This window comes from Lysinibacillus sp. G01H, from assembly GCF_028872195.1.
GTDB lineage: Bacteria > Bacillota > Bacilli > Bacillales_A > Planococcaceae > Lysinibacillus > Lysinibacillus capsici.
Window position 1 is genome coordinate 762,383 of record NZ_CP118397.1, and the last position, 14,357, is coordinate 776,739.

21 protein-coding genes are annotated in these 14,357 nt (G+C 37.4%); 13 read left to right on the forward strand and 8 right to left on the reverse strand.

What is annotated here, in order from left to right; all coding sequences use genetic code 11:
• Positions 1-308: 308 nt before the first annotated feature.
• From PSR12_RS03640 to PSR12_RS03655, 4 genes are all read right to left on the reverse strand, one after another.
• Complete coding sequence (locus PSR12_RS03640; protein WP_221679521.1) at positions 309-1,118, reverse strand: DsbA family protein; 810 nt, start codon at positions 1,116-1,118, stop codon at positions 309-311.
• Positions 1,111-1,518: a globin domain-containing protein gene (locus tag PSR12_RS03645; RefSeq protein ID WP_004227447.1), complete on the reverse strand. Its 408-nt coding sequence runs from the start codon at positions 1,516-1,518 to the stop codon at positions 1,111-1,113. The genes PSR12_RS03640 and PSR12_RS03645 overlap by 8 nt, the downstream gene beginning before the upstream one ends.
• Positions 1,519-1,738: 220 nt before the next feature.
• Positions 1,739-2,497, reverse strand: a complete 759-nt coding sequence (locus PSR12_RS03650; protein ID WP_274771672.1) for a lytic transglycosylase domain-containing protein — start codon at positions 2,495-2,497, stop codon at positions 1,739-1,741.
• A gap of 28 nt (positions 2,498-2,525) precedes the next feature.
• Positions 2,526-3,113, reverse strand: a complete 588-nt coding sequence (locus PSR12_RS03655) for a CYTH domain-containing protein (RefSeq protein WP_274771673.1) — start codon at positions 3,111-3,113, stop codon at positions 2,526-2,528.
• Between the two features lie 126 nt (positions 3,114-3,239).
• On the opposite strand from PSR12_RS03655, the gene PSR12_RS03660 reads away from it, so the two are divergent.
• The 6 genes from PSR12_RS03660 to PSR12_RS03685 all read left to right on the forward strand — a co-directional run bounded on the left by PSR12_RS03660 (position 3,240) and on the right by PSR12_RS03685 (position 8,201).
• Entirely contained in the window at positions 3,240-3,623 is a 384-nt protein-coding gene (locus PSR12_RS03660) for a UPF0738 family protein (protein ID WP_004227440.1), read from the forward strand.
• A gap of 56 nt (positions 3,624-3,679) precedes the next feature.
• Entirely contained in the window at positions 3,680-4,351 is a 672-nt protein-coding gene (locus tag PSR12_RS03665; protein ID WP_004227437.1) for a GTP diphosphokinase, read from the forward strand.
• Positions 4,348-5,142, forward strand: a complete 795-nt coding sequence (locus PSR12_RS03670; protein WP_004227435.1) for an NAD kinase — start codon at positions 4,348-4,350, stop codon at positions 5,140-5,142. The genes PSR12_RS03665 and PSR12_RS03670 overlap by 4 nt, the downstream gene beginning before the upstream one ends.
• Positions 5,117-6,052: an RluA family pseudouridine synthase gene (locus tag PSR12_RS03675; protein WP_257521208.1), complete on the forward strand. Its 936-nt coding sequence runs from the start codon at positions 5,117-5,119 to the stop codon at positions 6,050-6,052. Before PSR12_RS03670 ends, PSR12_RS03675 begins: the two co-directional genes overlap by 26 nt.
• Before the next feature lie 317 nt (positions 6,053-6,369).
• Complete coding sequence (gene mgtE / locus PSR12_RS03680) at positions 6,370-7,746, forward strand: magnesium transporter (protein WP_048392024.1); 1,377 nt, start codon at positions 6,370-6,372, stop codon at positions 7,744-7,746.
• A 53-nt stretch (positions 7,747-7,799) separates the two neighbouring features.
• The gene (locus PSR12_RS03685; RefSeq protein WP_227744987.1) at positions 7,800-8,201 is read left to right on the forward strand and encodes a hypothetical protein; all 402 of its coding nucleotides are present in this window, start codon (positions 7,800-7,802) and stop codon (positions 8,199-8,201) included.
• A gap of 62 nt (positions 8,202-8,263) precedes the next feature.
• Here the strand turns inward: PSR12_RS03685 and PSR12_RS03690 are convergent, their stop codons facing one another.
• The gene (locus tag PSR12_RS03690) at positions 8,264-8,788 is read right to left on the reverse strand and encodes a CotY/CotZ family spore coat protein (protein ID WP_004230953.1); all 525 of its coding nucleotides are present in this window, start codon (positions 8,786-8,788) and stop codon (positions 8,264-8,266) included.
• Between the two features lie 133 nt (positions 8,789-8,921).
• Here PSR12_RS03690 and PSR12_RS03695 point away from each other — a divergent pair, with 133 nt between their 5' ends.
• The 6 genes from PSR12_RS03695 to PSR12_RS03720 all read left to right on the forward strand — a co-directional run bounded on the left by PSR12_RS03695 (position 8,922) and on the right by PSR12_RS03720 (position 11,765).
• Positions 8,922-9,326 (forward strand): YhcN/YlaJ family sporulation lipoprotein, encoded by a 405-nt coding sequence (locus PSR12_RS03695; protein ID WP_227744986.1) that lies wholly within the window; start codon positions 8,922-8,924, stop codon positions 9,324-9,326.
• Positions 9,327-9,782 carry a stage V sporulation protein AC gene (gene spoVAC / locus PSR12_RS03700; RefSeq protein WP_004230957.1) on the forward strand — a complete coding sequence of 152 codons (456 nt, stop codon included), beginning with the start codon at positions 9,327-9,329 and terminating at the stop codon, positions 9,780-9,782.
• On the forward strand, positions 9,776-10,771 hold the full coding sequence (locus PSR12_RS03705; RefSeq protein WP_274771681.1) for a stage V sporulation protein AD: 996 nt from the start codon (positions 9,776-9,778) through the stop codon (positions 10,769-10,771). The genes spoVAC and PSR12_RS03705 overlap by 7 nt, the downstream gene beginning before the upstream one ends.
• Positions 10,772-10,787: 16 nt before the next feature.
• A complete protein-coding gene (spoVAE, locus tag PSR12_RS03710; protein WP_369700615.1) occupies positions 10,788-11,147 on the forward strand; it encodes a stage V sporulation protein AE in 360 nt (119 codons plus the stop codon).
• Between the two features lie 65 nt (positions 11,148-11,212).
• On the forward strand, positions 11,213-11,386 hold the full coding sequence (locus tag PSR12_RS03715; protein WP_004230967.1) for a YjcZ family sporulation protein: 174 nt from the start codon (positions 11,213-11,215) through the stop codon (positions 11,384-11,386).
• Between the two features lie 130 nt (positions 11,387-11,516).
• On the forward strand, positions 11,517-11,765 hold the full coding sequence (locus PSR12_RS03720) for a stage VI sporulation protein F (protein ID WP_004230969.1): 249 nt from the start codon (positions 11,517-11,519) through the stop codon (positions 11,763-11,765).
• 120 nt (positions 11,766-11,885) lie between these two features.
• On the opposite strand, the gene PSR12_RS03725 is transcribed toward PSR12_RS03720, so the two are convergent.
• The 3 genes from PSR12_RS03725 to PSR12_RS03735 form a co-directional block, all read right to left on the reverse strand.
• Positions 11,886-12,314, reverse strand: coding sequence for a GNAT family N-acetyltransferase (locus tag PSR12_RS03725; protein ID WP_259420251.1), 429 nt, complete (start codon positions 12,312-12,314; stop codon positions 11,886-11,888).
• A 3-nt stretch (positions 12,315-12,317) separates the two neighbouring features.
• Positions 12,318-12,833, reverse strand: a complete 516-nt coding sequence (locus PSR12_RS03730) for a YjcG family protein (RefSeq protein WP_131522063.1) — start codon at positions 12,831-12,833, stop codon at positions 12,318-12,320.
• 83 nt (positions 12,834-12,916) lie between these two features.
• A complete protein-coding gene (locus PSR12_RS03735; protein ID WP_131522062.1) occupies positions 12,917-13,636 on the reverse strand; it encodes an alpha/beta hydrolase in 720 nt (239 codons plus the stop codon).
• A gap of 113 nt (positions 13,637-13,749) precedes the next feature.
• On the opposite strand from PSR12_RS03735, the gene PSR12_RS03740 reads away from it, so the two are divergent.
• Positions 13,750-14,331, forward strand: coding sequence for a phosphatidylglycerophosphatase A family protein (locus PSR12_RS03740; protein WP_131522061.1), 582 nt, complete (start codon positions 13,750-13,752; stop codon positions 14,329-14,331).
• Positions 14,332-14,357 lie beyond the last annotated feature (26 nt).

A 14,357-nucleotide genomic window follows, 5' to 3' on the forward strand; every position in this document is an offset into this window, starting at 1 on the left:
TTTTTGATTTCTAAATAGTTTAAAAGTGTGTATCTTGGAAAAATACTGTTTGTAATCGCTTTCTATTTGACAAATTTGTGAATCTAGTATTGGTTTCATTGCTAAATATATTATTCCATGATAGAGTAATTCTTGTGAAATAAATCACAAAACAAACATACACCCCTTTGTTTGAACGTGAACATTTCTCCCATCCCCTTTGTGAAAAAGAAGCGTCTCTATCGGTCGAGGATAGAGGCGCTTCTTTGTATTTTGCGTTATCTTGAAAAAGGGACTCCATCATGATGATTGGAGTCCCTTTTATTTTATTATTTAAGACGCCATAACGTAGCGTGAGTAGTCTGGATTCGTTCGATCTTTTGTTGCAGCATACGTTTCTTGAGTTCACGCTCTGCTGCTTGCTCTGTTAATGAATAGATAAAAGCTATTTCATTTGTAGAAAGAGTATGGAATTTAGAAAATAAGTCCTCTATTGATGGTAAAGGCTGACGGACAAGCTGTTCGCTCAGCATTTCTTGTAAAATATGTTCATAAACTTCATAGGAATAGCTACCACTAACTTTTAGTCCCTCATCTTCAATACATTCATTGAAAAATACGATACTTGGTACTTCTTCTACTTCCATTTCGCGTTTAATATATAAATCGCATTGGAAAGCACGTGCTGCCTCCTTTGAACCAAAGTCAACAGTAAACTCATTCATATCGAGTTGAACATCCTCAGCTATTTTTAAAAGCGTTGCATAGGAGTTTACATCTTGATGACTTAATAATACGTATTCTTGTAGTTTCGATAAATAACGTGCACCTGCACGTTTCCCCTGTAATTCAGCTGCTTTAATAGCGATAGAAGGTAAAACAGGATGATTTATATCAAGTTCGATTCCTGAAATACAGCCTTTGACACGTTTACTTAAGCAATTTAAAGAAGTAAGTTCTGTACTTAAAACAAAGCGCCATGTGAAGTAATGGTTGTATTCAAGCTGTAATTTACGAAGAGTTGCTTGCATACTGAAAGCTTCAGGGCAAAGTGGATCTACGAAAATATACAATTCAATTGGCTTGTTTGCAGTAGAAATCGTTGGCGTTGGCTCTTGCAACATTTGAATATTATTCACGTAACAATTCCCCCTCATCGTCATTTGGCGTATTAACCATGTGATGAGCTGTTAATACTAAACGTTGATAATAAGTTTCACGGAACTTCCCTTCCAAACCTACCTCATCCATTGCTTCTGACATACACTCTAGCCAAGCTTGAGCGCGGTCAGGTGTAATAGGAAAATTCATGTGACGTGCACGCATCATCGGATGACCATGCTCCTCAGTAAAAAGATTTGGTCCCCCTAAATACTGTGTTTGAAATTGAATTTGTTTACGGGCTGTTTCTGTTAAATCCTTTGGAAAGATTGGAATAAGATCAGGATGCTGAGCAACTCTTTTATAGAACGCATGAATGAGTTCTGACAGTTTTTCAGCTCCCAGCTCCTCATAAGGAACAGTGTATTTTCGACTCATAAGTTATATGCTCCTTTAATTCTTTATATCGTAAAGTACCATATTGTATACTTCATCCTCATCAAATTGTGAAATTCTTGTGACTACCTTCATTCTATCAACGTCTTTTCGTTAACACAAACAAAGAGCTCTTTCTAATTGCTGTTCGCTACAAAAGCACAAATTTCACCACTATGGGTGAAATTTGTTGGAAGTGACATAGATAACAAGAAAGATGCGATTACACTGTAAAGTAATTCATCACTTTTTTGACATAATTCTGTGTTTCTTTGAAAGGAGGGATCCCTCCATATTTTGTAACACGAGATGCGCCAGCATTATAAGCTGCTAATGCTAGTGTAGGGTCATTATTAAACTTATCGAGCATTTGACGCAAATATTTTGCACCAGCCATAATATTCTGCTCTGGATCAAAAGCGTTAGTCACACCCAAATATTGTGCTGTTTTGGGCATGAGTTGCATTAAACCTTGCGCCCCCGCATGGCTTACTACAGTTGGATTAAAATTAGATTCTTGTTTAATAACTGCTGCGATAAGCTTCGCGGGTATCTGATAAGTAGCGGCCGCTTTTTCAATAATGGCAGTATACTCATTTGATCCTGCTAGTGAATTGGCATATGCTGTAGAGCCTATTACATCGTCTGAAACATAGGAATCAAGTTTGTTAGTAGCATATGTGTTTGCTAAAGCTTGTTTGACTGATTCAGGTATAAACACAGCATTAGAGCCTTTGTAAAGTAATGATTCTAATGGACTTTGCTCCAAAGTAGCCAATTCATTGATGAAATTTGAATTATTTGCTGTTCCTGTAGCAAGCAAGCTTGATAATTTAGCATTACTTGCTGTCGAAGTTTCTCCTAATAATTCGTTAATCATATTAGAAAAAATAGACTCATTGTCTGTGGGTGAACTTTCGCTAGATCCAAGTGTTTGCAAAGCTCGAATCTCTAGTAAAGATTTGAATGATTGAATATCCAAGGAGTCAGACACCTTCCTTTTTCTACTTTTATAAATTTTGTGCTTTTAGTGCCTTCATAAAACGAGCAATTTTTTTATCAGTTGGTTGCTTATCAATACCATATTGTTGTAAAAATTCGTCGAAAATTATATTTCCTTTTATTGCATCTTTTGCTTCATATTCTACCTCATAATCGTCGCACTGCAAATAGAAAGAATGATCAAAAACAAGAAGTCCCTCTTTGTAGGGAATTTCGACACGATCTGTAGTGAGAGTACCAAATACATGCAATTGTTCTAAAGGAATGTTATGAAGAGCTAATCTTTTACCTACCTCTTGAGCATAAAATCCCTTGCCATCTAACATTTGTTGCGCCTCTATTGCTGTTATTTCATCCGTCGTTTCAAGGTGAGCATGCTCAGTGTTTTTTTCTTTGAGCGTACATTCGTAATAATCACCAATTTGTCTAATACGAAGCCCACTTTGTAGTTTGCGAATAGCTTGATTAGGTGTGTCAAAATAATGATTTGTTTGACGATGAATAGCATTTTGGCTAATGTGGAACTCTTGTAATAATTCCTCGTATTGCTGTTTTGTTAATAGATTTTTAAATTCAATCTCAATTTCTTGTGTCATTTATAGTCACCTATTTATTTTTTATTTTTCATCCGTTGTTTCGCTCGAATTAATATTTACACACTGCAACTATTTACCCTGTGTGCTAAAATAAGAGGAAGAGTACAACGAAAAGGGGAACCGCATGTGCGTAAAATTTATACAATAGATACATCGAATTTTGAACAGGATCAACTTCATTTTAGTTTAAACGACAATGAAGTAAATTTACAGTTAAAACCTGCTGGACAACTCATTGCAGATTCAGATGATTTTGCATTCATTTATTTACTTGATGCAGGTGAAGACTATCATTACTTGCGTTTTCCACCGAGTAGTTGGGAGAATCTTGTACATATTTTACAAAAAGGGAAAAATCCATTGCTACGAATAGGTGAAGAAGTGATCGAACTGACAAATTTCTACGAGGAATTAGAAATGCTCGTGTATAATATTGAAGGAAATTACAATTATGGGGCAGAATTTGTCCAAGCAGTGGAACAACACTTCAAGGCTATTCTCGCTGAATAGAAAGACAAAACGAACAGACGGTGGTGTTCGATACCGATTGTCGGGAGGTTTTTACAATGGGACAATGGGAAATTTTTTTAAGTCCTTATAAACAAGCAGTAGACGAATTAAAAGTAAAATTAAAGGGCATGCGTTCGCAATTTGGTATTGTTAATGCCAATTCGCCAATTGAATTTGTCACAGGACGTGTCAAGCCTTTAGCAAGTATATATGACAAAACGTTAGAAAAAGGACTAGCTTTTGAGCCTTCTAAACAACTTGGTGATGAACTTGGCGATATTGCTGGCCTTCGGATTATGTGTCAATTTGTTGATGATATTTCAACGGTAACTGAGCTAATTCGTCAGCGAAAAGATATGCGTGTAGTGGAAGAACGCGATTATATTACACATAATAAGCCTAGCGGTTATCGCTCCTACCATATGATAGTGGAGTATCCTGTTGAAACAATTCAAGGAAAAAAAGTAGTATTAGCGGAAATACAAATCCGAACACTAGCTATGAATTTTTGGGCTTCAATAGAGCATTCTTTAAATTATAAATATAAGGGGATGTTCCCAGAAGAAATTAAGAATCGCTTGCAAAGTGCTGCGGAGGCAGCATTTCGGTTGGATGAGGAAATGTCATCCATTCGTAGTGAAATTCAAGAGGCACAGGCCTACTTTAGCGAATATAAAGAAGCATCGAATCCTAATTTACTAACGGAGAAGGAGCGTGACGCACAATGAAATTTTCGATTCAATCACGTAGAGATGCACAATCCAACGAGCTGATGGAACTTGCTAAAACCTATTTACAGGATTTTGGCTTGACCTATGATGAAGAGACGCCAGAAATTGTTGTTTCTATTGGAGGAGATGGCACACTATTGCATGCCTTTCATCGATACTCTCATTTATTAGACCAGGTAGCCTTCGTTGGTATCCATACAGGGCATTTAGGATTTTATGCGGATTGGAAACCATCTGAATTAGAAAAATTAGTTTTGTCCATTGCTAAAAAGGATTTTAATGTTGTGGAATATCCACTGCTGGAAGTAAGGGTAGAGCATCATAATGCCGAATCCAATACGTATCTTGCTTTAAACGAAGCAACCGTCAAATCGCCAGATGTTACACTTGTGATGGATGTTGAGTTAAATGGCAATCAATTTGAGCGTTTCCGTGGCGATGGTCTTTGTGTATCCACTCCTTCGGGTAGTACGGCTTATAATAAAGCACTAGGTGGAGCCATCATACATCCTACACTAGCGGCACTCCAAGTCACTGAAATTGCCTCAATCAATAACCGTGTTTTCAGGACGGTAGGATCGCCATTAATCTTGCCAGCACACCATCATTGTGTATTGCGTCCTGTAAATGAACAAAATTTTAATATGACTGTTGATCACTTGCAAATTACTCAAGGTGATGTGAAAGCCATAGCGTTTAATGTAGCAAATGAAAGAGTACGTTTTGCCCGTTTCCGACCATTCCCATTTTGGGAGCGAGTGCATGAATCATTTGTTGCAAATGAATAACGTGGATACAAGATTTACATTACAATTTGAGGCGAAGAAAAATGGCCAATTATTACGAGAGGCACTTCAAGAGTGGCGTATTTCTAAGCGAGCTCTAACAGCTATTAAGTTTGATGGTGGCATGTTGACTGTGAATGATGTCGAACGTAATGTGAGACATATCCTGCAAGTTGGAGATTGTGTGAAAGTAACGTTTCCTCCCGAAGAAAAAAGTGAAGGGCTTGCTATTGAGCATGGGGATTTGACCATTGTATATGAAGACGATGCCATCTTAGTGCTCAACAAACCAGCTCATCAAAGTACGATACCCTCACGAGAGCATCCAACCAAAAGCATTGCAAATTTAGTTTGTGGCTATTTTCAGAAACAAGGATTGGCCTCTACGGCTCATATTGTTACAAGGCTAGACCGAGATACATCAGGTTTACTCTGCATAGCTAAGCATGCTCATATTCATCATTTAACAGGGCTTGCTCAGCGTAAGAGAGAGATTTCAAGACAATATGAAGCCATTGTACATGGACATATCGAACAAAACTTTCAATCGATTATAGCTCCGATTGGTCGTAAAGAAGGTAGTATTATTGAAAGAGATGTACGGGAAGATGGGCAATATGCACATACGGATGTAAAGGTTCTGAAGCGTTTTTCACTGGGTGCTGAACCAATGACACATGTACGACTTCAACTGCATACAGGTCGTACACATCAAATTCGCGTGCATATGTCGCATCTTGGACATCCACTTGTAGGGGATGACCTTTATGGTGGTAGTCGTCTTCAAATTGATCGACAAGCATTACATTGTGTATCTTTAAGTATGGAACATCCTTTAACAAGTGTGCCATTACACTTTACAAGTATGCTAAATGAAGACATGCAAAGATTACTGAAGGAATCTTCTGCATAAATTTTTGATAAAAGGAGGTGTTCGCGCAAACGAGCATCTCCTTATCATTTTTTGATTTAGGTTAAGCTGCGTATTAGAGAAGTAGATTATTTTTACACCTTATTCATAACAAAGTGACAAAGGTAAGGTATAGTAAAATAGAATCGTCATGATTTTAGGCGTAATATTGAAATTTATAAAAATCTGCCCAATTGCTCATAAATATAACTTAAAAAAGAGTTTGCAGAAAAGGTACATTACACTCTATTATATAGAAGGTAGATTTACGGCAGGTATTGCCCGTAAAATGATTGAAAGCTCGGAAGGAGGGGACAAGCATGATAGAGGAAAGAAATGAAAAGGATGATGTGCAATTTGATGAGGCACATCTACGAGAAATGCTAGAAGCACATAATATTGACGCATTCCGTGATGAGTTTTTAGAACTTCATCCATATGATCAGGCAACGTTTTATGAAAAGGTGGAACCTGATATAAGGAAAATCATCTATTCGTTCTTGTCTCCAACAGAAATGGCTGATATTTTTGAGGCAATCGATATTGAAGATGATGAGTATAAAGCATATCTTGCTGAAATGGATCCATCATACGGTGCAGAAATGCTATCTCATATGTACGCGGATGATGCGGCAGATGTCTTAAATGAACTGGATACAGCACAGCGCGAAAGCTATTTAGAAATGATGGATGAAGAAGCGGCAGAAGATATTAATGAGCTACTAAGCTACGATGAATATACTGCTGGCTCTATCATGACCACTGAATATGTCGCTATACCAGAAAATTCAACAGTTCGTTCAGCTATGGCCATTTTGCGTAAAGAGGCACCAGATGCTGAAACTGTTTATTATATTTTTGTAGTGGATGAAGAACATCGTCTGACGGGTGTGATATCGTTACGAGATTTAATCATTGCTGATGAGGATACACTTATTCGTTCCATTATGAATGAACGTGTCGTGATGGTACATGTAGGCGATGACCAAGAAGAAGTCGCGCAAATTATGAAGGATTATAATTTCTTAGCGACACCTGTTATTGATGATAAAGGAGAATTACTTGGTATTATCACAGTTGATGATATTATTGATGTTATTGATGAAGAGGCTTCTGAGGATTACTCTAAATTAGCCGGTATTTCGGATATGGATAAATTTGATGTAACACCATTCCAAGCGGCTAAAAAACGTTTGCCTTGGCTAGTAGTTCTACTGTTTCTAGGTATGTTAACAGCTAACCTAATGGGGCAATTTGAGGATACTTTAGATAAGGTTGCCTTACTAGCTGTCTTTATTCCATTAATCTCAGGAACTTCAGGTAATAGTGGAACACAGGCATTGGCCGTGGCCATTAGAGGGATTGCAACAGGTGATGTAGAAGAACATAGTAAATTGAAGTTACTATTACGTGAAGCAGGTACTGGCTTAATGTCAGGCATTGTTTGTGGATTAATTGTTATTGGGATCGTTTATTTTTGGAAACATGAACTTGTCCTAGGTATGTTAGTAGGGGCAGCGCTTTGTGGTTCTATTTTAGTGGCAACATTAGCTGGTTCATTTATTCCATTGTTAATGCATCGACTAAAAATTGACCCTGCTGTTGCATCAGGACCCTTTATTACTACATTAAATGATATTACAAGTATTTTAATTTACTTGGGCTTAGCGACAGTTTTCTTAAGCCAAATAGGCTAAGAACCAATTTGCTTACTTTCGCATATTGTATGGAAAAAAGGGAAGTGAGTAAAGTGGATCAAGAACCACGCTTGTTTATAAAATCACCATCATATTTTTTAAATATTTCTAAGGTGTTACATGAACTTGATTTGGATGAAAGTACATCTGTCTATGTAAAGGACACTATGTTCGATGAGCAAATAGCTGAAGAAAAAAATGAGGCAGTGGATGAAGTACAAATAGATCCTTATTTACTGAAACAGCTCCAGTTTTTAGAAAAACCATTTCGTCAGAGAGCCTATCAGCCATTATTAGTTTGTTTAAAGGATGGTAGAAAATTAACTGGGACAGCTTCAGATGTACAGAATGATTCTTTAATGCTCACATCATTAGAATTAAAAATACAGGAAATCATTCATTTTGAAGATATACAGCAAATACTTTGGCGCGGAAGAAAATTGCCAACTTTATAAAAAAAGTGTACAGCAGAGGATGCTGTACACTTTTTTATGTGTGTGTGTCAAAGGTGAAAGAATTAGTCACAAATCCCTAAGTCAACATCAGCGATACATTGTACAGCGCAGAAGCAAGATAAATCCACAGTAATACAGCTATCTGTTGAGCTCCAGTCATCTACTTTACAGATTTTCTTCATGTTGATACAACAACCATCTTTGCTTAGTAAGTCTACTGTACTTTCACTAGAGTCAAATGTACATAAAGGCTCTAAAACACGTAAAGTAGCACAGCATTCATCAAACATATCTTCTACGCGGAAGAATACGGATGTACAAATACAAGGATCTGCTGTTGGAGAGTTAAAGAATGCTTTGAAAGGAGTACCATCTTTTGTAATTAACATGAAAACACGTGTATCTGCTTGTGAGCGAGCAGGACTAACAATCCCGCCTAGTGGCTCTAAGAAACAGTTTGCTGTACATGGAGAACACTCATCTCGCACCGCTTGATTTTGAATATCTAAAATAGCGCGAACTACGTCACAAACGCAGCCTGCTGAATGGATTGGTCCAATAGGATTTGTTGGCTTACCACAACCCATATTGTCACCCCCTTTCCTTGTTACTACTTCTACAATATGTACTTTTGAAAACTGGACTCGGGCTTTTGTGTATTTCTTTGAATGAATAGTTTTTTTATGTGTGGAGAAACTGTAAAGAAAAGGAGGGTAAAACTTGAGGCTACTAGGAATGACGTTACCTCTCTTAGTTGTTTTATCGCTGTTAAATGGTTGTGCTGAAAAGGAAAAATTTATCGTCTATGGGTCTCCACAAAATGAAAGTGAAGTCGAAACCCTTATAAAAGAAGAAGACTATGTTGATCGCTCAACGGTTATCCAATATGACGATAGTATGCTTATTGCAGTACAAATTAAACCATGGGAAAAGTGGAAAAAAACTAAGTTAGAGAAAAAATTGCAAAAGAAATTTGAAGAGAAATATCCAAACAAAGATGTGTTTGTCTCCGCTGATTACAAAATTTTTTATGAAGCCAATAAAATAAAAAAGGATCAGATGGAAGATAATAAATTAAGCGATAAAATTACAGAACTAAAAGAGCTTGCAAAGGAGGAGACATAAATGGAAAAAGAGCAATATCAACAGTTAGAGCAAAATGTTACACCAAAGCCCCCTTATTTAAAGAATGTAGCAAAAGCCTTTTTCGTTGGCGGTTTTATTTGTGCAATTGGTCAAGCTGTGTCTCTTTTTTATATTATTTTCTTCAATTTTACAGAGGCAACAGCAGGAAATCCAACTGTTGCAACGATGGTATTTTTCGCCATGATATTAACAGGTCTTGGCCTTTATAAAAGAATTGGTCAATTTGCTGGGGCTGGATCGGCAGTTCCAGTAACAGGCTTTGGGAATGCTGTTATTTCGGCAGCTATCGAGCATCGTTCTGAAGGGCTAGTCTTGGGAGTTGGCGGAAATTTATTTAAATTAGCAGGATCAGTTGTTTTATTTGGCGTAGTGTCAGCATTTTTTGTAGCGCTCATTAAATATATCCTCGTAACGATAGGAGTGGTTTCATGGTAATTGTATTTCAATCGAAACCCTCTCTTTTAGCTGGTGGAGTGGTAGCGGGTCCTTTAGAAAATCGGAGTGTTTTTAGTCAGTATTTTGACTCCGTTTATGATGATGAACGTTGGCAAATGAAAACAAATGAACAGGGTCATCGCAAAATGATTGAAGAAGCTTGTGAATACGCTATGAAAAAAATGGGCGTGCAAAAAGGTGATATCAATTATTTAATGGGCGGAGATTTAGTCAATCAAATGACACCAACTAATTTTGCCGCTAGGGATTTAGAAATCCCTTTTATTGGACTATTCTCTGCATGTGCCACTTCCGTATCTTCAGTCATTATTGCATGTCTGTTAACTGAGTTAGGTGCTGCAAATTTTTCATTAGCAGGTGCCTCTAGTCAACATAATGCAATTGAACGCCAATTTCGTTACCCCATCAATTATGGCGCTCAAAAACCGCAAACAGCCCAGTGGACTGTAACTGCTGCTGGTTATGCGTTAATTGGGAAGCATCGCGAGGAATATCCTTCTATAGAAGCGGCAACAATTGGCAAGTCTGTTGACTATGGTATGGATGATCCTTTCCATATGGGTGCTGCAATGGCACCTGCTGCTTTCCAGACGATTCAATCTCATTTACAACAGAGAAATCAAAAAATTTATCATTACGATTTAATTTTAACAGGCGATTTGGGACAGCTTGGCTTAAAGCTATTGAAAGGTATGCTTGTGGAAAATGGCGTAAAAAATGAAGAGCTCTCATTATTACGTGATGCAGGTGCTGAATTTTATGGACAGGATCAAGCATTCCAATCTGGTGCAAGTGGAGCAGGCTGTTCGGCAGCTGTTTTTTTTAGTTATGTTATTCAACAAATGCGTGCAGGGAGCTATAAGCGAGTTTTACTAGTAGCAACGGGGGCGTTATTATCTCCGCTATCCTATCAGCAAGGCGAGACGATTCCATGTACAGCACATGCGATAGAAATTACGATGAAATGAGGCAAAAAACATGGTTATGACTTTTGTATTTGCATTTATTGTTGGAGGCATTATTTGTGTCATAGGCCAATTATTAATGGATGTTGGTAATTTAACACCGGGCCATACACTAAGTACGTTAGTGGTTGTAGGTGCGATTTTGGATGGTATGGGCTTATACGAGCCATTAATTAATTTTGCTGGAGCAGGGGCGACAGTGCCCATTACATCCTTCGGGAATTCATTAACACATGGTGCTTTGGCAGAGGCAGAAAAACATGGACTTGTTGGCGTATTAACAGGCATGTTCGAAGTAACAAGCTCAGGAATCAGTGCTGCTATTGTGTTCGGCTTTATTGGTGCCTTAATATTTAGACCAAAAGGGAATATTGACTAGACGAATACCCCTCCCATTTTTACGACCGAAACATATTATAGGTTGTAGAAGGGAGGGGTGCTTTTATGGGATACCAAGGCTGGGGCTCACAACCGTACGGAAATAACGTTGGTGGGTGGAACAATAGCTACTGCGGAGGATACTCTGGAGGCAACAACAACTATGGTTATGGTTCTACATTTGTTCTAATTGTTGTACTATTCATTCTATTAATTATTGTTGGCGCTACTTACATCTAATTTGATGAACATAATAAAGGCTTTAGCTTTTATTTAGGAAATTCTAAATAAAGTTAAGGCCTCCACCATTTGCGAAATGTTTCGTGCAAGACGCAAGGTCATTTTGAGTTTTAATGATAGGAGGGAAAACATGCATCGCTCGTTTTTTAATTCGATTGAGCAAAAAACAGGTGTATCGATGGATGAAATCTTCGCATTAGCCAATGCCATTCAACATGCGGATTTTACCAGTGAAAAACAAGTAAGAAAAATTGTACGACGTGTTGCTAAAATATCTAACAGATCGATTACGCAAGAGTTAGAAGATAAATTAGTACAATCTATTATTCAAGATGGAGCATCACTAGATTTCGATAAAATCACTAGAATGATGAAGTAGCGCATGGCATATCTACTTGGCAATGCAGCTTGTTACGATAGAGTAGATAAATGGTGGCAAGCGAATTCGTCTCATAAAAAAGGGGTGTTACGACATTATAAATATCGTAACACCCTTTCATTAAATATTTTTCTCCATAGCACGGTGGGGAATACCTGCATCCATAAACTCAGGTGAGGTAACTGTAAAGCCTAGCTTTTCGTAAAAGGGAATTGCATAGCTTTGTGCATGAAGTTTTAAAGTTTTTTTATTGATGGAAATGGCATGATTCTCCATTTCCTTCATGATTAACGCGCCTAATTTTTTGCCGCGTTGAGATTGTAAAATACAAACACGCTCAATTTTAGCTGTATTGTTGTCAATACTGCGTAAACGTGCTGCACCTACAGGCTCATCGTTATCATACATAATGAAATGTGTTGCAGTTGCATCCTCAGCATCACATTCTAGATGAAGCGGAACACCTTGCTCTTCAACAAATACTTTTTTGCGAATAGCAAAGGCATCATCGTGTTCTTGCTTTGTTTCAACAATTTTAACGTTATACAACAATCACTCAGCTCCAGACAAACGGAATGTTTCGTAAGTTGTCCATGAACCATCTTCTAATTGATATAAAAGATGAATGCGATCAATTGTATCTTTTTCATCAACGCCTGTCATGCGTAATTGACCAAAAATGTCATCATGCTCTGAATCTGACATTTTTTGAGCGATTGTAATGTGTGGAACAAATACATGCTTCATTTCCCCATAAGGGATTTTTTCTTGAAGTTCATGTTGAAATGCTGCTAATTGTTCTGTTGGTTCAATGCGGAAGTAAATCGCATTTGTTGTAGGGAAAAACGAACTAATGCGAGATGCATGAATGTTTAAAGGTGCATATTTAGCAGCAAATTCATCTAATTGCTTGACGATGGTTTGAATCTCTTCTTCAGACGCATCGAAGCTGTCTTTTAATGTCATATGCGGTGTAATCTTTGCATAATGAGGATCGTATCGTTTGCGATAAGTATTCGCTAAATCTTGCAATTTTTTTGATGGAAATGCCACAATACCGTACTTCATAGTCCATTACCTCCCGAAAATAAACAATTTTTCTCATTAAGTATAACAGAAATTTCAGTTTTCGTAATTTGAATCGCCTAATATTAATTGAAATTTTCAATTAATGCACGACGAAGGTCTGGTTTCCAATATTTCCATGTATGATTGCCATCAAACTCGTCATAAAATGTAGTAAACCCTTTATTTATCATGAGATCATGCAATTGACGATTAGGTGTTAAAAAATCTTTGATGGTTTTATCCATTGTCACAACCTGATCTTCGCCTTTGCCGACGATATGGTAGATAGAAATAGATCCTGGATCTTTAAAATTTTCCACAGCCTTTAATACATCCTCATCTACATAAGGGGATTGTAGTATGACTTTGCCAAAGATACTTGGATATTTTAAAGCAGCCATTAAGGAAGCAGTAGCAGCCATAGAGTCACCAATCACTCCACGACTCATACCCATTTGGTAAGTGGCATACTCCTGATCTAAATACGGCACTAGCTCATGTGCTAAAAAGCGAAGATAGGCTTCATGTTGCTCACCGCTCGGGATATATTTATGACGTCGATCTTTTATGTCTTTGTAAGGAACAAATGCAATAATTAAATTTTCGATTTCATAGTCATCAATCAGTTCATCAGCTAGCTTGGTAATACCACCAAGCTGGAAATAATCTTTACCGTCTGATGCGATTAAAATATTGTATTTATATAGTGGAGAATAATTTGCAGGAACATAAATATAGAGCTGTAATTCTTCCTGTAATGACTCACTGTAAAATGTTAAATCCTGTACTGTTCCCTTATCCAATGATGACACTCCTTCTTGTCTTTGTAACAAAATTGTACCATATTACGTAAGTAAAGGTATAATAGGTTGGGCTAGCATTATACTAGCAATAAAAATCGAAATGAGGGTTAATTATGCATAATAAAAGTATTCGTGTGCACTCTGACGAAGTAGCAAAGGCAGCTCAAGCCGCGTTAATTCGTAGAGGTGTAGCGATAGAGGATATCGCTGAAATTGTTTACGAAATGCAAAAAACCTATAATGAAGGTTTAACACTAGAGCATTGTGTTCATTCTGTTGAACGTGTATTACGTAAGCGAGAAGTGCAACATGCTTTATTAGTAGGAATTGAATTAGATGAATTAGCAGAGAAGAAGTTATTATCTTCACCACTACAACAAATTATCGAATCAGATGAAGGTTTATTTGGTGTAGACGAAACAATTGCACTAGGATCTGTATTTACATATGGCAGCATTGCCGTTACCACTTTTGGTCACTTAGACAAGCAAAAAATAGGGATTATCAAAAAACTAGATACAGAACCTGGACATCATGTCAACACGTTCTTAGATGATTTGGTTGCTAGTATAGCAGCTTCAGCGGCTTCACGTATTGCACATCGTATGCGTGATTTAGAAGAGGAAGGCGAAACATTTGCTGATATCGAACCTGAAGAGCTAGGGCCAAAGCCAAAATCACATAATGAAATTTAAAATGAGTTTCTTCTATTAAAAATGAG